Annotated in this window: 19 protein-coding genes; 7 read left to right on the top strand and 12 right to left on the bottom strand. The window is 68.9% G+C overall.

The window, feature by feature from the left end:
• Positions 1 to 33: 33 nt before the first annotated feature.
• Positions 34 to 624, bottom strand: a complete 591-nt coding sequence (locus BN1186_RS04435; protein ID WP_040282938.1) for a uridine kinase family protein — start codon at positions 622 to 624, stop codon at positions 34 to 36.
• A gap of 21 nt (positions 625 to 645) precedes the next feature.
• The gene (locus BN1186_RS04430; protein WP_052459785.1) at positions 646 to 2,445 is read right to left on the bottom strand and encodes a DUF2207 domain-containing protein; all 1,800 of its coding nucleotides are present in this window, start codon (positions 2,443 to 2,445) and stop codon (positions 646 to 648) included.
• Positions 2,446 to 2,535: 90 nt separating this feature from the next.
• Here BN1186_RS04430 and BN1186_RS04425 point away from each other — a divergent pair, with 90 nt between their 5' ends.
• Positions 2,536 to 3,177 carry a LuxR C-terminal-related transcriptional regulator gene (locus BN1186_RS04425; RefSeq protein WP_040282891.1) on the top strand — a complete coding sequence of 214 codons (642 nt, stop codon included), beginning with the start codon at positions 2,536 to 2,538 and terminating at the stop codon, positions 3,175 to 3,177.
• Here BN1186_RS04425 and BN1186_RS04420 read toward each other — a convergent pair.
• Positions 3,174 to 4,838 (bottom strand): phospho-sugar mutase, encoded by a 1,665-nt coding sequence (locus BN1186_RS04420; RefSeq protein ID WP_040282890.1) that lies wholly within the window; start codon positions 4,836 to 4,838, stop codon positions 3,174 to 3,176. The two genes, BN1186_RS04425 and BN1186_RS04420, sit on opposite strands and share 4 nt — an antisense overlap.
• Positions 4,838 to 5,647, bottom strand: coding sequence for a purine-nucleoside phosphorylase (locus BN1186_RS04415; protein WP_040282888.1), 810 nt, complete (start codon positions 5,645 to 5,647; stop codon positions 4,838 to 4,840). Before BN1186_RS04415 ends, BN1186_RS04420 begins: the two co-directional genes overlap by 1 nt.
• Positions 5,648 to 5,690: 43 nt before the next feature.
• Here BN1186_RS04415 and BN1186_RS04410 point away from each other — a divergent pair, with 43 nt between their 5' ends.
• Positions 5,691 to 7,094: an NAD(P)H-quinone dehydrogenase gene (locus tag BN1186_RS04410; protein ID WP_040282882.1), complete on the top strand. Its 1,404-nt coding sequence runs from the start codon at positions 5,691 to 5,693 to the stop codon at positions 7,092 to 7,094.
• 217 nt (positions 7,095 to 7,311) lie between these two features.
• On the opposite strand, the gene BN1186_RS04405 is transcribed toward BN1186_RS04410, so the two are convergent.
• The 5 genes from BN1186_RS04405 to BN1186_RS04385 form a co-directional block, all read right to left on the bottom strand.
• Positions 7,312 to 8,985 carry an AMP-binding protein gene (locus tag BN1186_RS04405; protein WP_040282881.1) on the bottom strand — a complete coding sequence of 558 codons (1,674 nt, stop codon included), beginning with the start codon at positions 8,983 to 8,985 and terminating at the stop codon, positions 7,312 to 7,314.
• A gap of 302 nt (positions 8,986 to 9,287) precedes the next feature.
• Positions 9,288 to 10,142, bottom strand: coding sequence for a hypothetical protein (locus BN1186_RS04400; RefSeq protein WP_139650839.1), 855 nt, complete (start codon positions 10,140 to 10,142; stop codon positions 9,288 to 9,290).
• A 147-nt stretch (positions 10,143 to 10,289) separates the two neighbouring features.
• Positions 10,290 to 12,068 carry an acetyl-CoA carboxylase biotin carboxylase subunit gene (locus BN1186_RS04395; protein ID WP_246043237.1) on the bottom strand — a complete coding sequence of 593 codons (1,779 nt, stop codon included), beginning with the start codon at positions 12,066 to 12,068 and terminating at the stop codon, positions 10,290 to 10,292.
• A gap of 94 nt (positions 12,069 to 12,162) precedes the next feature.
• Positions 12,163 to 13,620 (bottom strand): mechanosensitive ion channel family protein, encoded by a 1,458-nt coding sequence (locus tag BN1186_RS04390; RefSeq protein WP_052459782.1) that lies wholly within the window; start codon positions 13,618 to 13,620, stop codon positions 12,163 to 12,165.
• Positions 13,621 to 13,630: 10 nt separating this feature from the next.
• A complete protein-coding gene (locus tag BN1186_RS04385) occupies positions 13,631 to 14,053 on the bottom strand; it encodes a hypothetical protein (protein ID WP_040282879.1) in 423 nt (140 codons plus the stop codon).
• Positions 14,054 to 14,126: 73 nt separating this feature from the next.
• On the opposite strand from BN1186_RS04385, the gene BN1186_RS04380 reads away from it, so the two are divergent.
• Entirely contained in the window at positions 14,127 to 14,831 is a 705-nt protein-coding gene (locus BN1186_RS04380; protein WP_040282877.1) for a hypothetical protein, read from the top strand.
• A gap of 32 nt (positions 14,832 to 14,863) precedes the next feature.
• Here BN1186_RS04380 and BN1186_RS04375 read toward each other — a convergent pair whose 3' ends face one another.
• From BN1186_RS04375 to BN1186_RS04365, 3 genes are read right to left on the bottom strand one after another with little or no spacing between them, the layout of a single operon-like run.
• Positions 14,864 to 15,475, bottom strand: coding sequence for a Maf family protein (locus BN1186_RS04375; protein ID WP_040282875.1), 612 nt, complete (start codon positions 15,473 to 15,475; stop codon positions 14,864 to 14,866).
• A gap of 4 nt (positions 15,476 to 15,479) precedes the next feature.
• The gene (locus BN1186_RS04370) at positions 15,480 to 15,689 is read right to left on the bottom strand and encodes an acyl-CoA carboxylase epsilon subunit (protein WP_040282874.1); all 210 of its coding nucleotides are present in this window, start codon (positions 15,687 to 15,689) and stop codon (positions 15,480 to 15,482) included.
• Positions 15,686 to 17,260, bottom strand: a complete 1,575-nt coding sequence (locus BN1186_RS04365) for an acyl-CoA carboxylase subunit beta (protein ID WP_040282873.1) — start codon at positions 17,258 to 17,260, stop codon at positions 15,686 to 15,688. Before BN1186_RS04365 ends, BN1186_RS04370 begins: the two co-directional genes overlap by 4 nt.
• 93 nt (positions 17,261 to 17,353) lie before the next feature.
• Here BN1186_RS04365 and BN1186_RS04360 point away from each other — a divergent pair, with 93 nt between their 5' ends.
• Genes BN1186_RS04360 through purE form a run of 4 tightly spaced genes read left to right on the top strand, consistent with a single transcriptional unit; the run spans position 17,354 to position 20,338 of the window.
• Positions 17,354 to 18,142 carry a biotin--[acetyl-CoA-carboxylase] ligase gene (locus BN1186_RS04360; protein WP_218975400.1) on the top strand — a complete coding sequence of 263 codons (789 nt, stop codon included), beginning with the start codon at positions 17,354 to 17,356 and terminating at the stop codon, positions 18,140 to 18,142.
• Between the two features lie 26 nt (positions 18,143 to 18,168).
• Positions 18,169 to 18,675, top strand: a complete 507-nt coding sequence (locus BN1186_RS04355; protein WP_040282868.1) for a PH domain-containing protein — start codon at positions 18,169 to 18,171, stop codon at positions 18,673 to 18,675.
• 9 nt (positions 18,676 to 18,684) lie between these two features.
• Positions 18,685 to 19,845 carry a 5-(carboxyamino)imidazole ribonucleotide synthase gene (locus tag BN1186_RS04350; RefSeq protein WP_040282866.1) on the top strand — a complete coding sequence of 387 codons (1,161 nt, stop codon included), beginning with the start codon at positions 18,685 to 18,687 and terminating at the stop codon, positions 19,843 to 19,845.
• A complete protein-coding gene (purE, locus tag BN1186_RS04345) occupies positions 19,838 to 20,338 on the top strand; it encodes a 5-(carboxyamino)imidazole ribonucleotide mutase (protein ID WP_040282865.1) in 501 nt (166 codons plus the stop codon). Before BN1186_RS04350 ends, purE begins: the two co-directional genes overlap by 8 nt.
• The last annotated feature ends 82 nt before the right edge of the window (positions 20,339 to 20,420 follow it).

Below are 20,420 nucleotides of genomic sequence, written 5' to 3'. Positions count from 1 at the left end.
TAGCCGAGCCGGATCAGCCGGTGGCAACCGGGGTCATCGTCGACGCACCGAGGCCAGCGCCTTCTTCATCGACATGCCCGTGAAGCCCGCCTCGAGGGCCTGCCGACGCAGGGCGGGCTCGGCGTGGTACAGCGCCACGCCACGGCGCAGCAGCACCAGCGGGGGCTTGCGGTGCTCCTTCAGGTCGCGGCTGAGGCGGCGCACGAAGTTGGCGGCCCGGCGGCGGTCCAGCCACAGCGCGGTCACCGGGAGCCCCGCCGCCCGCGCGGCGGCGAAGGCCTGGATGGCGAAGATCCCTTCGGCCAGGACTACCTCGGCGTTGGTGATGTCCAGCGTGCGGGTGCCCACCCGGCGGGACTGCGAGATGTCGTAGACGGGTAGCTCGGCGCGGCCCTCGGTCAGCAGCACCCGCAGCGTCTCGACGGCGTACTCCAGGTCCCAGCACGCCACGTCGTCCCAATCAGGGATGCCGGTGGGGGCCATGGGGAGGCCTGGATGGCCGAGGTCGAGGTAGAAGTCGTCGAGGGAGAGCGCGACGACGCGCTCACCGTCGGCAGCCTGCGTGGTGATGCGGGACTTCCCGCTGCCGGAGGGGCCAGCGATCAGTACCAGGGTGCGCGCCATGGTCACGCATCATATCGCCGGTCACCAGCTGCCACCGCCACCGCCGCCGAAGCCACCGCCGCCGCTGAAGCCCGAGAAGCCGGACGAGCCGCCGGTGGCCTGGCTCATGCCGTCCATCCGGGCCTGGTTCATCACGTCGCTGAACGAGTGGGTGATGTTGTTCATGGCGCTGGCGAAGTAGTAGCCATGCATGAGATCCGCGCCGATGTACCAGGAGGTGTCGGCCTGGTAGATGCCCTCGGCGCCCAGTTGGGCGAACAGCTTGGACCAGCGCTCGGCCACGCCGAACACGATGGCGTAGGGGAGGTACTTGGAGAAGATGTCCTCGTTCTCCTCGAACCGGAGCGTCTCCTTCTCCGCGGTGCGCAGGTACAACTCGAAGCCCTTGGCCTGCGCCAGGTAGGCCGAGCCGGTGGCGGTGCGCTTGCGGAACCCGCCGGAGATCACCATCAGGCCGATGCCGAACACGGCCAGCGGGATGGCGAGCAGGCCCCAACCGAAGGAGCCGAGGAAGAAGCCCATGCCCAGGGCGGTGAGAAGGATCAGGACGCCGATGACAATGGGCACCATCTGGGCGGCCTGCGGGTTGTTCTTGAACCACCCCTTCGCCACCACGGCGTCGTACAGGCCCTGGCGGGCGTCTGGCAGCACGGACTGGAACTTCGCCTTGCTCAGCTCGCGGGAACGGCGCACCGGCTGACCCTTGAAGATGTTGGCCAGCAGCTTCTGCTCGTAGGGCAGCAACTGGTCCCCGCGCGGGGGCGTGGTGGCGTAGAGGGTGAAGTCCTTGCGACCATCGGATTCGATCTGCAGGTAGCCGCGCACCGCCAGGTCGATGATGGTGGCCGAGACATCCACGTTGTCCGCCGTGGCGTCGATCAGCGTGCCGATCTCGCCGGGCGTGGCGCCCTTCGGCGGGTGGAACTGCACCGTGACGGGGGCCTTGCCGCGCTGCGGGCCGACGTTGCCCTTTTCCCCGGCTGCGGGCGTCAGGCCGGGGGTGAGGCCGAGGAAAACCTCATCTCGGGTGTGCCGACGGCGCACGCCCAGGATGGCGCCAATGGCCAGCAGAAGGCCGGCGCCGGTGACCGCGCCCGTGGCGGGGGTCAGTTCGAACGGGTTGACGATCTCCTCCACGTTCTGAGTGACGCCGGGGAAGGTGCCGGCGGGGAAGCCTGTCACCACCTGCATGGGGGTGTTGGAATCCAACGCGGCCACCGAGAAGCTTGCCGTGCTGCCGCTGGAGGAGTGCTCGCAGGGCGTCTGATCGTTGTACGGGCCGTAGAAGCAGGCCGTCCGCTCGACGCCGGCGGGGCCGGTCACCGTGACCTGCACGTCGCGGAAGCTCGATTCCCAGGCAGGGCCGATGACGTCCCAGTTGAACTCGTCGAGCCCGGACTGGGGGTGGTCAGGTGCGATGAGGCCCGACACGTCGTAGGTCACGACGTAGTCCTGCGGCGTGGTGTTGACCACGTTGGGGTTGCCGATCCGCAGCCGGAAGCCGTCGCGGTTGGACTCCCGCTGGGTCTCGGTGCGCGCGCCCGTGGGGGAGTCCACGGTGATGTTGGAGTACTCGAAGAGGAAGCGTTGACCCTGGCCCTCCTGCTGGGTGGGAAACAGGAAGTAGGGGCCGCGGCCGTTGACCACGGAGAAGTCCATCGTGAAGTCCACCTTGACCTGGGCCACGCCCTGTTCGGTGAGGTTCACGTCCACGTGGTATTTGGTGATGGGGGCACCACCATCTGCGGACGCGGGCACCACCGTCCAGGCGGTGAACAGGACCAGCAGAAGAGCGGTGAGACCGGCGCGCAGCTTCAACATGATTCCAGGGTACCGAGCGGCCCCAACGCGGAAGGCGCGCAGCGCACACCCCTGGCGACGATGTCGGGTGAGAGTGGGTATTGTTTCACTGTGCAAGAAGTGTCCAGCCCCATCTCCGTGGCCATCGTCAACGACTACCCAGTGGTCGTTGAAGGCGTGGCGCAACTGCTGGCGCACGACCGGCGCCTCAGCCTCGTGGAACTGGACACGATGGCAGACCCGAAGCGAAGCGTGGACCTGGTGCTCTTCGACGCCTTCGGCCAGCGCAACGCCCACGACGATCTCGGCCGCCTGGTCCGCAACGGGAAGTACGGTCGCCTGGTGCTCTACACCTGGAACGTGGAGCCCTTTCAGGTGGACAAGGCCATTGAGGCCGGGGCGCACGGCTACGTCTCCAAGGCCGTCGACGCGCAGACCCTCTGCGACGCTCTGGTGCGCGTGCACGGGGGCGAGCAGGTGATCGAGCCCCAGCAGGTGCCTGAGGAGGTCACCACCGGAGACTGGCCCGGGCGCGCGGAAGGCCTGTCCGCCCGTGAGTCAGAGGTGGTCAGCCTCATCACGCAGGGCGTCACCAACGAGGAGATCGCCAAGACCTGCTACCTCAGCATCAACTCCGTCAAGAGCTACATCCGCTCCGCCTACCGCAAGATGGGCGTCGAGCGGCGCAGCCAGGCCGTGCTCTGGGGAGTGGAGCACGGCATGCTGCCCACCCGTCAACGCCGCGAGGTTTAAGCGTCGACGCCCAGCGCCGCGGCCATCTCCTGCCGCAGCGTCGCGAGCTTCTCCGCCGCCTTCGCCCGTGCCGCAGGCACGTCCTGGGACTCCTCGAGCCCCAGGCGCACCTCGAGGTAGCACTTGAGCTTCGGCTCCGTGCCGGACGGCCGGGCCACCACGTGCACCGTCTCACCCGTCAACTCGATCGCGTCGGTGGGTGGCAGCTTGTCCGTACCCTCTGACAGGTCCGCCACGACGACGGGCTCACCCAGCAGCGTGGCCGGCGGGTTGCCGCGCAGCCGCGCCATGGCGTCGGCGATCAGCGACAGATCCGCCACGCGCACCGACAACTGTGACGTGGCCGTCAGCCCATGTGCCTGCGCGATCTCGCTGAGCCGGTCCGCGATGGTGCGGCCCTCTGCCTTCAGCTCGGCCGCGATCCGCAGCACGGTGAGCGCGGCGGTGATGCCGTCCTTGTCCGGCACCGCGCGCGAGTCGCAGCAGTAGCCGATGGCCTCTTCGTAGCCGAAGGCGAGATCCGGCACGCGGCCGATCCACTTGAAGCCGGTCAGCGTGGTGGTGTGCTCGCGGCCGGCGGCACGGGCCATGCGGCCCAGCTCGGTGGAGCTCACCACGGAGTTGGCGAAGATGCCCGGCACGCCGCGGCGGATGGCGTCGTCGCCCAGCAGCGAGCCCAGCTCGTCGCCGGTGAGCATGCGCCACTGCCCGTCCACGACGGCGGCCACCGCGCAGCGGTCCGCGTCAGGGTCGTTGGCGATGACCACGTCTGCGCCCACCTCCTGGGCCTTGGCCAGGGCCAGGTCGATGGCGCCCTTCTCCTCCGGGTTGGGGAACGCGACGGTGGGGAAGTTGGGATCCGGCTCGGCCTGCTCCGCCACCTCGTGGCCGGCGGGCAGGGCCACGGCCTCGACGGCGGAGCGGACGGTGGCCGAACCCACTCCGTGCATGGCGGTGTGCACCCAGACCAGGTCGCGGGGGGCGTGGGTGGGGTAGAGGCTCGCGGCTCGCGCCACGTAGGCTTCGCGCAGTTCGCCGGTGACGTCCGTGCGCGCCTCACCGCGGGGGAGGTCCGTCCAGTCGCGGGCGGCGACCTTGGCGATCTCGGCGGCGATCTCCGCATCGGTGGGCGGCACGATCTGGGAGCCGTCGCCCAGGTAGACCTTGTAGCCGTTGTCCTGCGGCGGGTTGTGGGAGGCGGTCACGACGACGCCGGCCGCGCAGCCGAAGTGCTGGATGCCGAACGCGATCACGGGGGTGGGGGTGGGTTCGGTGACCCACAGCACCTCGAAGCCCGCGCCGGCCATCACCTGGGCGGTGTCCTCGGCGAAATCGGCCGACTTGTGACGCGCGTCATAGCCGACGATGACCTTGCCACCGTCGAGGCCCTGCGCGGTGAGCCACGCGGCGAAGCCTGCCGCGGCCTGCGTCACCACGGAACGGTTCATGCGGGCGGGGCCGGGGCCGATCGCGCCGCGGAGGCCCGCGGTGCCGAACTCGAGCGGCCCGGCGAAGGCCAGCGCCAGCTCATCCTCGGCGGCGGCGCGGAACGTCTCGTCGTTGGCCTGGGCCTGGACGATGAGGTGGTCCAACTGCTCGCGCGTATCCGGGTCAGGATCCATGTCGCGCCAGCGGATGGCGCGGGAGAGCAGGTCCGTCATCAGAGCCTCCCGACGATGGAGGCGAGCAGAGCGGCCAGGCGCGGGCCGGCGTCCTTACCGGTCTGGAGCACCTCGGCATGGTCGAGGTTGGTCTCGCTCAGACCAGCGGCGGCGTTGGTCACCAGGGAGAGCCCCAGCACCTCCATGCCCGCCTCGCGCGCGGCGATGGTCTCCAGCGTGGTGGACATGCCCACCAGGTCGCCGCCGAGGATGCCGGCCATGCGGACCTCGGCGGGGGTCTCGTACTGCGGGCCGCGGAACTGGACGTAGACGCCCTCGGGCAGGTCGCCCGCGGCGTCCCTCGCGACGTCGCGCAGGCGCTTCGAGTACGCCTCGGACAGATCGACGAAGTTGGCGCCCTCCAGCGGGGTGTCGCCGGTGAGGTTGATGTGGTCCTTGATCAGCACGACGGTGCCCGGCGCCCACTCAGGGTTGAGGCCGCCGCAGCCGTTGGTCAGCACCATCGTCTCGGCGCCCCACGCGGAGGCGGTGCGCACGCCGTGCGCCACAGGGGCGACCCCGCGTCCCTCGTAGTAGTGCGTGCGGCCGGTGAAGATGGCCGCCAGCTTCCCGCCAGCGGTGCGCACGAGCAGCAGCTTGCCGCCGTGCCCGCTGACGACGGGCTTGCTGAACCCCGGCACGTCGCCCAGTTCGAGCTCGCCCACGAGCTCGCCGAGCGCATCGGCGCCGGAGGACCAGCCGGAGCCGAGGACCAACGCGATGTCGATCTCCTGCTGGCCCAGACGGTCACGGAGGTACTGTGCGGCCTCATTGGCCAGATCAAATGCTTCAGTCACGCCCTTCAGCATAGAGCGGCCTCACGTTCCGCGCGGCTATGCGAGGATAGGGGCCGTGACCAAGGTTGTGATCATCGGTGGTGGACCCGGCGGCTATGAGGCCGCTCTCGTCGGCAATCAGCTGGGGGGTGAGGTCACCCTGATCGAACGCGAGGGCCTCGGCGGCGCTGCCGTCCTCAGCGACTGCGTGCCGTCGAAGACTCTCATCGCCACGGCGGAGGTGATGGTGCGCATCAAGAACGCGCGCCAACTGGGCCTGCACATCCAGGCCGAAGACCTCACGGATGTGGTCGACGTCGACCTCGCCGAGGTCAACGAGCGCGTCCTCGCGCTGGCCCACGCCCAGTCCTCCGACATCGCCTCGAAGCTGCGCCGCGAGGGCGTCGACCTGGTCTCCGGCCAGGCGCGGCTCGACGGACCCAACCGCGTCATCGCCACCACGGAAGAGGGCGAGAAGTCCTTCGACGCGGACATCGTGCTGGTGGCCACCGGCACCACCCCGCGCGAACTGCCGGACGCACAGTGCGACGGCGAGCGCATCCTGAACTGGAAGCAGGTCTACAACCTCAAGGAACTGCCGAAGCGGCTCATCGTGGTCGGCTCCGGCGTCACCGGCGCCGAGTTCGCCTCCGCCTATGACGGACTGGAGTGCGACGTCGTGCTGGTGTCCTCCCGCAAGCAGGTGCTCCCCGGCGAGGATCAGGACGCGGCCGCGGTGTTGCAGCGCGCCTTCGAGCAGCGCGGCATGGAGATCCTTTCTGAGAGCCGCGCCGTCGCGGCCCGACGCCAGGGCGGCGGGGTCGTCGTCACGCTGGAGGACGGCCGCGAGGTGGAGGGCTCGCACGCGCTGTTCGCAGTGGGCGCCATCCCCAACTCCGCGGGTCTGGGGCTGGAGGAGGCCGGCGTGCAGCTCAACGAGTACGGCTACATCCCCGTCGACCGCGTCTCGCGCACCTCGGCCCGCAACATCTACGCCGCCGGCGACGTGACCGGCGTGTTCGCGCTCGCCTCAGTGGCCGCCATGCAGGGGCGTATCGCGATGTGGCATTCGCTGGGCGACGCCGTCGCCCCGCTCAACCTGCGCACCGTCTCCTCCAACGTGTTCACCACCCCGGAGATCGCCACGGTGGGCGTGACGCAGAAGATGGTCGACGCCGGCGAGGTGCGGGTCGCCTCCGTGCTGCTGCCGTTGGCACCCAACGCCCGCGCGAAGATGCAGGGCTTCACCGACGGCTTCGTCAAGCTGTTCTGCCTGCCCACCACCGGCATCATCATCGGCGGCGTCGTGGTGGCCCCGCGTGCCTCCGAGTTGATCCACGCGGTGTCGCTGGCGGTGTCGCAGAAGGTCACCGTCGACGACTTCAGCCACGCCTTCACGGTCTACCCGTCGATGTCCGGCTCGCTGGCCGAGGCCGCGCGTCGCCTCCACAACCGCGACGACCCGCTGATGACCCAGTAGGTCCCTGAGCGTGCCCCGCGAGGCCCCGGCCACTCCTTCACGCTTGGCAGGTGCCTGAGCGTCACGCCCTGTGCTGGTTGAGACCGCGAGTTCTACGAGCGTTGTCGAAACCTCTAGGCGTGCCCAGCACCTGGGTTGTACGTTAGAGATCACCTCTGACTTTTTTCGTCTGCGCTAGCCATATCGCCAGCGACGCTCAGGGGCACCGCTAGTCAGGTCATCCTCTGAGATCGGGGAACTGCTCGTAGCGGTAGTCGACGATCTCGGTGCCGGCGTCGTGCTCGCGGGCCCGCAGCACCACGCGGCGGACCTTGCCGCTCAACGTCTTCGGCAACCCGGAGAACTCGATGCGCCGCACGCGAAGGTACGGGGCCAGCCGCTCCTTGGCGTGCTGCAGGATGGACAGCGCCGTCTCCGCCGTCGCCTCGAAGCCCGCCGCGAGCGTCACATAGGCCTTCGGGACCGCCGCGCGAATCGCGTCAGGGGCCGGCACGATGGCCGCCTCCACGACGGCGGGATGCTCGATCAGTACCGATTCCAGTTCGAACGGGGAGATCTTGTAATCGGAGGCCTTGAACACGTCGTCGGTGCGGCCGATGTAGGTGAGGTAGCCCTCGTCGTCGACGCTGACCAGGTCGCCCGAGTGGTAGCGCTCATCCTCGCCGGCCGTGGGGTGGCCGCCGACGTAGCCGGACATCAGGTTGTACGGCCACGGCTCCAGGGGCAGGGTGATCTCGCCCTGGCGGGACTCCTCGCCGGTGTCGGGGTCGATGATCTGGATCCGCACACCCGGCAGGATCTTGCCCATCGCGCCCGGCTTGACCTTCTCGCCCGGGGCGTTGCCGATGGTGCAGGTGGTCTCCGTCTGGCCGTAGCCGTCGCGGATCGTGAGACCCCAGGCATTCTGCACCGTTGAAATGACCTCGGGGTTGAGCGGCTCGCCGGCGCCGACGATGTCGCGCAGGGCGGAGGGCTTCTCGCCCAGGTTGGCCTGGATCATCATCCGCCATACGCTGGGCGGCGCGCAGAACGTGGTGACCTGCGCGCCCTCGAGTTCGCGCAGTATCGTGGCGGCGTCGAAGCGGGTGTAGTTGTAGGAGAACACCGTGGCCTCGGCCAACCACGGGGAGAAGAAGCTGGACCAGGCGTGCTTGCCCCAGCCCGGCGACGAGATGTTGAGGTGCACGTCACCGGGGCGCACGCCGATGAAGTGCATCGTGGACAGGTGGCCGACGGGGTAGCTCAGCTGCGTATGCGCCACCAGCTTCGGGTCCTTGGTGGTGCCGGAGGTGAAGTAATACAACACCGGATCCCCCGCGTCGGTCACCACCTTGCGCGGCTCGGCGGGGGAGCGGACCGCCTCCGCCATGCTCAGCCACCGGCCGTGCGCCTCGCCGGTGGTGATGAAGGTGAGGCCCTCGATGTCGTCGAACTTCGGCTCGTCGACGGGGTTGGCCAGCACGGCGCGGATTCCGGCGCGCTCCACCCGGTCCGCCAGGTCGAACGGTTGCAGCGCCTGCGCGGTGGGCAGGATGATGCCGCCGATCTTCATCACCGCGAGCATCGCGTCCCACAACTCCACCTGGTTGCCGAGCATCAGCATCACCGCATCGCCCTTGCCGACGCCCTGCGCGGTGAACCAGGAGGCCAGCCGGTCGGAGCGGGTCACCAGGTCCCCGTAGGAGTAGCGCTCGTCGGAGCCGTCCTCGTCGCGGATCCACAGTGCGAGGTCGTCGCGGTCGCGCCCGATGGCGTCGAACCAGTCGATCGCCCAGTTGAACGGGCCGCTGATCTGGGGCCACTCGAACCTGGCGCGGGCCTCGTCGCCCCGGCCTTCGAGGCTGAGCAGGAGGTCGCGGGCGGTGCGGATCTTCTCGGTGGCGGTTGACATGCGGCTCTCCTCAACACGAAACCTACGGTCGCGTAGGTTACTGCCGACGTTACTCCCGGACCCTCCGAGGAGACCTGCGTGTCTCTTCAGGAAAAGTGCGCTCGGGCTTGTGTACTTCCCACAACCCGGACCCTGAGCGTCGCAGGCGAGGAACGAGCCAGCGGTGACGAAGGGCGCCCGCAGCGTGATTCTGGCGCTAGTGGCCCTGTGGATTTCCGCAGTCTCTGATGGGGGCCTTCGCCGCCCATGCCGAAGGCGGCCACACGGTGCCCCGCGCTCGTCCGACGCTCAGGGGCCGATCCTCATTCGTCGAGGAGGCCCATGAGAAGGGAGAAACCGCCGATCATCATGGCGCCGGTGGTGATCTGACGGATGGCCGGATCGCCGTAGTAGCGGCCGTAGTAGCCCTGCGCCCAGGCGGCCTGTCGCGGGTCCTCCCAGTAGGGGACCGGCACCATCTGGCGGTTGGGCACCATGCGGATCGACGGGTCGTGGCCGGTGCGCACGCGCTGCGCGTCGGCCGCGCAGGCGGGCACCTCGCGCGTCGCGCCGCCGGGAGGGGCCCACTGGACGTTCTCGACGGAGGTGCCGTGCGCCGGGTCGAAGAAGCACGGCGGGCGGTGCTCCGGGAGGGGCTGGCCGTTGACGCGGGCCTTGACGCAGGCGATGTTGTAGCGGCCCTCCTCCAGGATGCGCGCCACCCGCTTGATGTCGGCGTTGCTGCGGGCGTGCTCGGCGCGGTGCTTGGCGCCGTCGTAGGCGTCGAGGGCCTTGCTGTAATCTGCCTGGGCCTCGGGGGTGAGCGTGCGGCCCACCACCTCCAGGTCCAGATCGCGCAGTTGGTCACCGAACGTGGTGATGTCGCTGTTGATCGCCGACAGCGCGGCCTCGGTCACGGGCTGCTGCGCCGCGGGATCGAAGCCCTGACCGTACGGCTGGCCGTACCCCGCCTGCTGGCCGTAGCCGGCCTGGGGGCCGTAGCCCGGCTGCGCCGGCCCGTAGCCGATCTGGGGCGGGCCGTAGAACTGCTCGTGGGGCCCGGCCCCGGGGTAGCGCCGTGGGTCGAGCTGGCGGTTGTCGTAGTAGCGACCGTTGATCTGGGAGTTGCCGCTCCGCGAGACCACGCTCATGACGACGGAGACGATCATTATGATCACGAAGAGTGAAAAGAAACTGACGAACACGCGTCCTCCAGAGCAGATTGTGGTGCGTCCAAGGATATGCCCGCGGCCCAAGCGCCGCAGTAGACAGCGCAATGCCGGCGACGCGTGGGCGTCGCCGGCATCGTGCCTGGTGGAAACGTACTACTCGGCGTCGACGATCTCGCAGAGCTGCTCGCCGGCGGTGACGGCCTGGCCGGCCTCCACGGAGAGGCCGACGATCACGCCGTCGCGGTGCGCGTTGAGCGGCTGCTCCATCTTCATGGCCTCGATGACCGCGATCGTGTCGCCCTCGCTGACCTGCTGGCCCTCCTCAGCGGTGACCTTGACGATCGTGCCCTGCATGGGCGAGGTCAACGCGTTGCCGCTGGGGGCCGAGACGCGCGAGCCGCCACGGTCCCGCTTGGTGGGCTTCTTGGCCGATTTCGCCGACGCCGGGCGGCCGCCGCCGAACCCGCCGGGCAGCTTCACCTGGACGCGCTTGCCGTTGACCTCGACAGTGATGACCTCGGGCTCCTCCTGATCGTCCTCCTCGCCGAGGAAGCCGGTGTAGGCCGGGATCTGCGTCGAGAAATCGGTCTCGATCCAGCGGGTGTGGACCGCGAAGTTGCCGTCCGGCGCCGCGTAGGCCGGATCATCGAGCACCACCTTGTGGAACGGCACGACGGTGGGCATGCCCTCGATCACGAGTTCAGTCAGCGCGCGACGGGAGCGGGCGATGGCCTCATCGCGGGTTGCGCCGGTCACGATGAGCTTGGCCACGAGGGAGTCGAACGCGCCGGGCACGGTCATACCGGCGTGGTACCCCTCGTCCACGCGGACGCCGGGGCCGCACGGTGCGTGCCACTTGGTCAGCGTGCCCGGTGCCGGCATGAAGTTGCGGCCGGCGTCCTCGGCGTTGATGCGGAACTCGATGGAGTGACCGCGCACCTCCGGATCGTCGTAGCCCAGTTCCTCGCCGGCGGCGATGCGGAACATCTCGCGCACCAGGTCGATGCCCGTGACCTCCTCGGAGACGGGGTGTTCCACCTGGAGGCGGGTGTTCACCTCGAGGAAAGAGATGGTCCCCTCGGTGCCGACGAGAAACTCGCAGGTGCCGGCGCCCACGTAGCCGGCCTCCTTGAGGATGGCCTTGGACGATTCGTAGAGCAGGGTGAGTTGCTCGTCGGTCAGGAACGGCGCGGGCGCCTCCTCGACGAGCTTCTGGTGGCGGCGCTGCAGCGAGCAGTCGCGGGTGGAGACGACCACCACGTTGCCGTGCGAGTCCGCCAGGCACTGGGTCTCGACGTGCCGCGGCTTGTCGAGGTAACGCTCGACGAAGCACTCGCCCCGACCGAAAGCGGTGACGGCCTCGCGGGTGGCGGACTCGAACAGATCCGGGATCTCCTCGATGGTGCGGGCCACCTTCAGGCCGCGGCCGCCGCCGCCGAAGGCGGCCTTGATGGCGATGGGTAGGCCGTACTGCTCCGCGAAGGCGACGACCTCGTCGGCGCCGGCCACCGGATCAGCGGTGCCCGGCACCTGGGGTGCGCCCACCTTTTGCGCGATGTGGCGGGCCTTGACCTTGTCTCCCAGGTTCTCGATGGCCGACGGTGGGGGACCGATCCAGATCAGGCCCGCGTCGATCACCGCCTGTGCGAACTCGGCGTTCTCCGCGAGGAAGCCGTAGCCGGGGTGGATGGCATCGGCGCCGGAGCGCTCCGCCACGGCCAGCAGCTTCGGGATGTTGAGATAGGTGTCAGCCGGGGTCGCTCCGTTGAGGGCGTAGGCCTCGTCGGCCAGTTTGACGAACAGCGATCCTGCATCGGAATCCGCGTAGACGGCTACGGAGCCGATCCCTGCATCCCGCGCGGCGCGGATGACGCGCACAGCGATCTCACCGCGGTTAGCAATCAGAACCTTTGAGATGGCGACGTTGCCCACTTCTCCTCCTGGATTCGGTTGTGCCTCGGAGTCTAGTGCGCTGAGCATCGCTCGGGCGCGTTGTCCATAACGTTGCCAAAATCTCGGTGAGCCGCTAAGTGGAGGTGTCGCGCCGTCCGGCGGTCTGCTCCCGCTCCGCCATATCGGCTGCGCTGGGGCCGGACATCTTCCGGTCGCGTTCCTCAGCCTCCGGGGAGCCGGAGTAGAGGCGTGCCTCCGGGCTGCTGGAGGACAGGGTGGTCTCCGCCGGAGATTCCTCCTCGCCGCGGATGTCCGCGGCGGGGCGGCGCCGGTTCGACAGCCACTGGTGCAGCCACTTCGGCAGCGTAGGGTCCTCCTCGGTGTCCTCCAGATTGGAGACCACGGGGATGACGTTGGTCTCCTCCAGGGACTGTTCCTGCTCCCATTCGGTCACGACCCGGTCCACGAAGCTCTCCCGCTCCTCGACGGAGGGGGCGGTCACGACCCGGTCCACGAAGCTCTCCCGCTCCTCGACGGAGGGGGCGGTGGTGGTCTCCGGCTCAAGGCGGGTGCGGGGGAGGGCGTAGACGGCCTCGTGCTGCAGCCAGGCGATCATCTCCTCGCGCACGAAACACCGCAGATCCCACAACTGCCCGGAGGTGGCCGCCGACACCACGGCGCGCACCTTCACGTGCCCCCCGGTGGCCTCGGTGACCTGCATCGACGACGTGCGGCCGTCCCACAGGTCGGTGGTGCGCACGATGCGGGTCAGCTCCACCCGCATCGCCTCGATGGGGGCCAGCCAGTCGAGGTCGAACTCCACGGTGCCCAGCAGCTTGGGTTCCCGCCGCGTCCAGTTCTCGAACGGCTTGCTGGTGAAGTAGGTGCTGGGCACGATCCAACGGCGGTCGTCCCAGGCGCGGACGACGACGTAGGTCAGCGTGATCTCCTCCACCGAACCCATCTGCTCCTCGAAGACCACCAGGTCGCCTACGCGCAGCGCGTCGGAGAAGGCGATCTGCATGCCAGCGAAGATGTTGGACAGGGAGGATTGGGCCGCTAGACCGGCGACGATGGACAACACGCCCGCAGAGGCCATCAGCGAGGCGCCGATCGCCCGGAACTGAGGGAAGGTGAGCAGCGCCCCGGCGAGGGCGCAGACCCAGATGACGGCCAGCGCTACCCGGGTGACGATCTGCAACTGGGTGCGCACCCTGCGGAAGTGGGGCGTCTCCTCGGCGTCGTCGTCGCGGTTGAGGAGGGTCTCGCCGATGGTGCGCACGATGCCGGTCAGCAGCAGCGCGGTGGCGAAGATCATCACGATCAGGAAAACCTGCATGAAGATCGGGCGCCACTCCGGGGCACCGCGGAAGACCCGGGGCCTGGTCACGAACGCGACCGCGGTGCCGGCGCCCAGCAGGATGAAGAAGATCCGTTGCGGGATCCGCAACCTCCGGATGACGAGCTTGCGGGCCCGGCGTTTCACGAACAGCCTGAGCAGGGTCCGGATGGTGAACGAGACGATGAAGCCCGCCAGGGCCCCGATCGCCGCCCACAGCAGCACCGTCAGAGTGTCCAACGTCTCCGTCATACAGGCGAGCCTAGTCGGGGGTCTCCCGGTCTGTCCGCAACGACAGCGCGGCGTATGAGCCCGACGTGGTGAAGGCGCCCTGCCAGTGCCCGTCGGTGAACAGCATCGACTGGTTCCTGTCCGCGGTGATCTCGAAGCCCATGCCTGCCAGGTTGGCGCGCAGGTAGGCGACGATGTCCTGCCCCGGCGGTGCCGTGAACACGGCGGTGACGTTGTTGTAGGCGTCGATCCGATCCGAGATCACCGAATGCAGCGGCACGGAGAAGCCCTGCGGTGCGTGGGAGTAGCCGAGTGAGCTGAGCAGCACCCCGCCGTCGGGCACTTCGCTGACCGTGATGCTGGGGGACGGCGCGGGCGTGGGTGCGACCGGCTGTGCGGCCCCGCATCCCGTGAGGGTGAGCGCGGCTACGAGGGCCAGTCCGATCCGTTGCATGCCCCGATCCTATCCGGCTGCTGGGGGTGTGAACCCCGTCTGTGTTTGTATGGAGAACGTGGAAAAGCATCGAGTGACTGCTGTCTTCCGACGTCCCTCCATCGCGGCCCTGGCCGCGGGCATGCTCATCGCCCCCATCGTGGGCTGCACGCCGGAAACCCCCACAGACCCTGCCACCGAGACCGTCACGGTGGAGCCCACGGCGACGGATGACGGCACCGAACCGACCGCCGACACAGCAACCGAAGCGCCCGGGCCGACGTCCGAAGCCACCGCGGACGAGACCGCGGCTCCCGACCCGTCCACGTCCGAGGAGCCCCCTGCGGACGGCGGGGCTGAGCGGCCGACCGGCCCCGTCGAGGAGACGCTCCAGCCGGGGGAGACCGCCCAGACGCAGTACTTCGACGTGACGATGCTAGGCCGGGAATCGAACGACGACACCACGGCGGCCGCCATCGAGGTCAACGTCTGCTACGTCGCGGAGCACCCTGACGCGAACGACGACGGCACCACCCGCGTCAGCGCCGACCCGTGGCGCTTCGGCGTCTACGACGGCGAGACCCAGTTGCCCGAGGACGTGCAGTTCCTGCCCGTGAGCGAGTTCGAGGCCAGCTCCGAGTTCACTCCCGCCTACGAGGAGAAGCAGCTGCAGGTGGGGGAGTGCAACACCGGCTGGATCGCAGTCGGGCACGGCAACCCCGATCTGGCCTGGGCGTCGGTGCGCTACCAGCCGGCCGATTTCGGTGACGTCATCACCTGGGACCTCAGCGGCAGCTGACGGATGCGGTCTCCGGCACCAGGCTGGGTCGTCTATGTTCCGGCAACGGATGAGGTCCACAGGGAATGCCAGGGGACGCCGGCGTCGATGACCATCTGCCGCACCAGCGGCAGTGAGATGCCCGAGACGTTGAACGGATCGCCCTCGATGGCCGTGACGAACGCGCCGCCCAGCCCGTCGATCGTGAAGCCGCCGGCCACCCGCTGGGGTTCTCCGGTGGCGGCGTAGGCATCGATCTCCTCATCGGTGAGGTCGGCGAAGCGCACCACAGTGGACCTCACCCGGGTCTGTTCCGTGTACCGCTCGCCCTGCTTCACGGCCACGTAATGGCCGGTGTGCAGCAGGCCCTCGTGGCCGCGCATCCGCCGCCAGCGTTCGGTGGCCGCCTCGACGGAACCAGGCTTACCGTGCGCCCGCCCCTCGAACTCCAGGACGGTGTCGCACGCGAACAGCACGAAGTCACCGACGACCTGGGAGGCGACGGTGTGCCCCTTCTCCTCCGCCAGCCTTGCGGCCAGGCGAGGGGGCATGACGTCGACGATCTGGCTCTCGTCGTAGCCCGAGACCATCACCTCGGGAGAGAGCCCGGCGTTGCGCAGAACCTGAAGCCGCGCCGGCGACTTCGATGCAAGGATCACCCGCATCTGATCACATGCGGTGGAACGTACGCCACGCTTCGCGGCCGGTGATCAACGGGCTGCGCACCGTGCGGTAGTAGGACTTCCACCCGCCCGCCAGAGGGCGGTCGTCGGCCGAGCGCAGCGTATCCCGACGCGACGCGGCGGCCAGCACCGCTGTGACGGCGGCCACCTCGTCGTCGGTGAGGTTGGCCTTCGTGAACTGCAGCGCGTCGGTCATAGGGGAATGTTCCCATGCTTCTTCGGGGGCAGCACCTCGCGCTTCGAGCGCAGCAGGCGCAGCGCCCGGATGACCTGGGCCCTGGTCTCGTGCGGGTAGATGACCTGGTCCACGTAGCCGCGGTCCGCGGCCACATACGGGTTGGTGAGCTCGTCGTCATACTCCTGGATGAGGCGCGCGCGCTCCTCCTCGGGGTTCTCGGCGGCCGCCAACTGCTTGCGGTACAGGATGTTGACCGCGCCCTGGGCGCCCATGACGGCGATCTGTGCCGTGGGCCAGGCCAGGTTGATATCGGCCCCCAGGTGCTTGGAGCCCATGACGACGTAGGCGCCGCCGTAGGCCTTGCGCGTGATGACGGTCAGCAGCGGGACGGTGGCCTCGGCGTAGGCGTAGATCAGTTTGGCGCCGCGGCGGATGATGCCGTTGTGTTCCTGGCCGACGCCGGGGAGGAAGCCCGGCACGTCGACGAAGGTGAGCACGGGGATATTGAACGCGTCACACGTGCGCACGAAGCGGGCGGCCTTCTCCGCCGAGTCGATGTCGAGGCAGCCGGCGAACACGGTGGGCTGGTTGGCCACGATACCGATGGAGCGCCCCTCGATGCGGCCGAAGCCCACGATGATCGAGCCGGCGAACAGCGGCATGACCTCGAGGAACTCCTCGTCGTCGAGCACGTTGCGGATGACCTCGCGCATGTCGTAGGGCTGGTTCGCCGAATCCGGAATCAGCCGGTCGAGTTCGCGGTCGTGGTCCGTGATGGTGAGGTCCACCTCATCGTCGTCCCACACCGGGGGATCCTCGAGGTTGTTCTGCGGCAGGTAGCTCAGCAGGTCACGCACGTACTCGATGGCGTCGTTCTCGTCCGCGGCGAGGTAGTGCGCGTTGCCGGATTTGGTGTTGTGGGTGCGGCCGCCGCCGAGTTCCTCCATGGAGACGTCCTCGCCGGTGACGGTCTTGATGACCTCCGGGCCCGTGATGAACATCTGCGAGGTCTTGTCCACCATCACCACGAAATCCGTCAGCGCGGGCCCGTACACGTGGCCGCCTGCGGCTGCGCCCATGATGAGCGAGATCTGCGGGATCACGCCGGAGGAGACGGTGTTGCGTTTGAAGATCTCGCCGTACAGCGCGAGCGAGACCACGCCCTCCTGGATGCGGGCCCCGCCGCCCTCGTTGATGCCGATCAACGGGACGCCGGTCTTCATGGCGAAGTCCTGGATCTTGACGATCTTCTCGCCGTACACCTGGCCCAACGCGCCACCGAAGATGGTCACGTCCTGGCTGAAGATGCACACGGGGCGGCCATGGATGGACCCGGTTCCGGTGATGACGCCGTCGCCGAAGGGGCGGCGGGCGTCCATTCCGAAGGCGCTGGTGCGGTGGCGAGAGAACTGGTCGAATTCCGCGAACGACCCCTCGTCGAGAAGGGCCATGACGCGTTCGCGGGCCGTCATCTTGCCCTTGGCATGCTGCTTCTCAACTGCTGCGGCAGAACCGGCGTGCACGGCTTCATCGATGCGCACTCCGAGATTCGCGATCCGACCGGCAGTGGTGTGGATGTCGATCTCCATGGGGCTCACCATAGCGGGGTTCGCTATCGCTCAATCGGGTTGCTCATGTTTCTCTTCGGCGCGCGGTCCCGCGGGGTCCCTACGATGGGGCGGGTGACCGCTCACCTGCCCGACGCCCAGCGCATCCGCACCCTCCTCCACCCGGGGACCCCGTTCACCAGAGTGGAGGTGGTGGAGTCCACCGGTTCCACCAACGCGGACCTCTCTGAGCGGGCGCACGCGGGCGAGGGGGAGGGCGTCGCGCTGGTCGCGATGGAGCAGACGGCCGGCCGGGGGCGGCTCGACCGGCAGTGGGTCTCGCCCCGCGGTTCCTCGATCTCCCTGTCGATGCTGCTCAAGCCGCGGCCGGAGTTCCAGCACTGGGGCTGGCTCTCGCTGCTGGCGGGCATGGCGGTGTCCTCCGCGTTGGCCGAACTCGCGCCCGATCCGGCGCGCATCAGCCTCAAGTGGCCCAACGACGTGTTGATCGGCGGGCGGAAGGTGTGCGGCATCCTCTCCGAGCGCATCGAGCAGCCCGACGGGGCGCGCGCCGTGGTGGGGCTCGGCATCAACGTGACCCTCGCCGAGGATGAACTGCCGGTGCCCACCGCCACGTCCCTGATGCTGGAGGGTATGGACACGGATCAGAGCAGGGTGGTGGCCGGGGTGCTCAACCATTTCGCCCGCCACTACGCCGCCTGGCAGCTCACCAGCACGCTGCGCGACGAGTACGCGGCGCGCTGCGCCTCGATCGGCGCGCAGCTGCGCGTGGTGGTCGACGGGGAGCACACCGTCGAGGGGACGGGCCGGGGCGTCGACGAGTTCGGCCGCCTCCAGGTGGCCACCGCGACGGGTGTCCAGACGTTCGCAGTGGGAGATGTGATCCACGCGCGGCTCGGATAGTCCCCCCGGCGTGCCAGACTGATCCCATGGCGATCTCACCGGACCAACTCGGCCGCGACGAGCACGTGGTGCTGTCCATGCGCACGCATGCCAAGGCGCTCATCGTGCCCGCGCTGGTGCTCATCCTGATGGGCGCCGCGCTGGGCTTCACCATCGCGTTGCTCCCACCCTCCTGGCAGCCGTGGGGCACGTACGTGGCGGTGGGTGTGTTCCTCATCGTGTTCATCTTCGCGGCGCTGCTGCCCTTCCTGCGCTGGCTGACCGCCACGTACACCATCACGGACCGCCGCATCGTGACGCGGCGCGGCATCATCAACAAGACCGGCCACGATCTGCCGCTGCGGCGTATCAACAACGTCAACTACGAGCGCTCGCTGACGGACCGGATGCTCGGTTGCGGCACGCTCATCCTGGAGACGGCCGCCGGGCAGCCGCTGACGCTGCCGGATGTGCCCGCCGTCGGGCGGGTGCACGTGACGATCAACGACCTGCTCTACGACGTGCATGAGGCCGACGCCAACGCGGACGAGTAGTCTGCGGGCGTGACTCGACGCTACTCACTCGCCATCGCCGGGGGCGGGCAGCTCGCCCGCATGATGCAACAGGCCGCGATCCCGCTGGGCATCGACGTGCGGCTGTTGGCCGAAGGGCCTGACGTTTCGGCCGCGCAGGTGATCCCGGACCACACCGTGGGCGACTACCGGGACCTGGACACCCTGCTGCGCTTCGTCGACGGCGCCGATGCGCTCACCTTCGACCATGAGCACGTGCCCACCCGGCACCTTGACGCGCTGGCGGAGAAGGTGGCGGTGCGGCCCGGCTCGGCGGCGCTGCGCTTCGCCCAGGACAAGGCGGAGATGCGCGCCAGGATGCGGGAGCTGGGGGTGGCCTGCCCCGCGTTCGCCGTCGCCGATACATCCGAGGCGCTCGCCGCGTTCGGGGAGGAGCAGGGCTGGCCGATCATCGCCAAGACCTCCCGCGGCGGCTACGACGGCAAGGGCGTCTGGAAGCTCGACGGACCCCACGAGGCCGGCCTGCCCTTCGAGGATCTGCCGGAGACCTCCGCGGGGGAACGCGTGCGGATCGTCGCCGAGGAGTTCATCGACTTCGCCCGCGAACTCTCCGTCATCGTGGTGCGCTCCCCATCGGGCCAGGTGGTGGCCTACCCCATCAGCGAGACCATCCAGGACAACGGCATCTGTGTCGAGACCGTCACCCCCGCACCCGGGCTCGACGGCGAGGTCGCGGCCGGGCTGCAGGAGATGGCGGTGCGGATCGCCACGGAGCTGGGCGTCGTGGGTGTGCTCGCCGTCGAACTCATGGAGGCGCGAGACGGCCGCATCGTCGTCAACGAGTTGGCCATGCGCCCCCACAACACCGGGCACTGGAGCATCGACGGGGCACTGACCAGCCAGTTCGAGAACCACCTGCGGGCCGTGCTCGACCTGCCGCTGGGGTCGCCGTCGCTGCGCTCCGAGGTGGTGGTGATGACCAATGTGCTGGGCGGCGCAGAGGAGGACCTCACCGGCGCGCTGCAGCACGTCTTCGCCCGTGACCGGGAGGCGCGTGTGCACCTCTACGGCAAGGAGGTCAAGCCCGGCCGTAAGGTGGGCCACGTCACGTGCCTCGGCACGGATGTCGACGACGTGCGGCGCCGCGCCCGGCACGCCGCCAACTACCTGATGGGAGATCCCGATGCCTGAGCCGCTCGTCTCGATCGTGATGGGGTCGGATTCCGACTGGCCCACGATGTCGGCCGCCGCTGATGCGCTGGCCGAGTTCGGCATCGCCTACGAGGCAGATGTGGTCTCCGCCCACCGGATGCCGGAGGACATGGTGCGCTACGGGCGTGAGGCCCACGAGCGGGGGATCAAGGTGATCATCGCCGGTGCCGGCGGCGCCGCCCACCTGCCCGGCATGCTCGCGTCGCTGACCCCGCTGCCCGTGATCGGTGTGCCGGTGGCGTTGAAGTACCTCGACGGCATGGATTCGCTGCTGTCCATCGTGCAGATGCCGGCGGGCGTCCCCGTCGCCACGGTGGCGATCGGGAACGCCCGCAATGCCGGCCTGCTGGCCGTACGCATGCTCTGCGTGGGCGACAAGGCCCTCACCGAGCGGATGCTGGACTTCCAGGAGCAGCTCCGGGACGCGGCGCACGCGAAGGGCACCGTCGTTCGCGAAGCCGCAGGTTCCTAGGGAAGCGCTGATTGACTCCCGGCTCCCTACCCGGCGCCCCACGCTGCGGGGCCCTTCGACCAGCCGCGAACGGCTGGCAGAA

Source organism: Tessaracoccus massiliensis, assembly GCF_000826065.2.
Classification (GTDB): domain Bacteria; phylum Actinomycetota; class Actinomycetes; order Propionibacteriales; family Propionibacteriaceae; genus Arachnia; species Arachnia massiliensis_A.
Note: the sequence above shows the minus strand (reverse complement) of the source record. Positions and strands in the feature narration are given on the sequence as shown.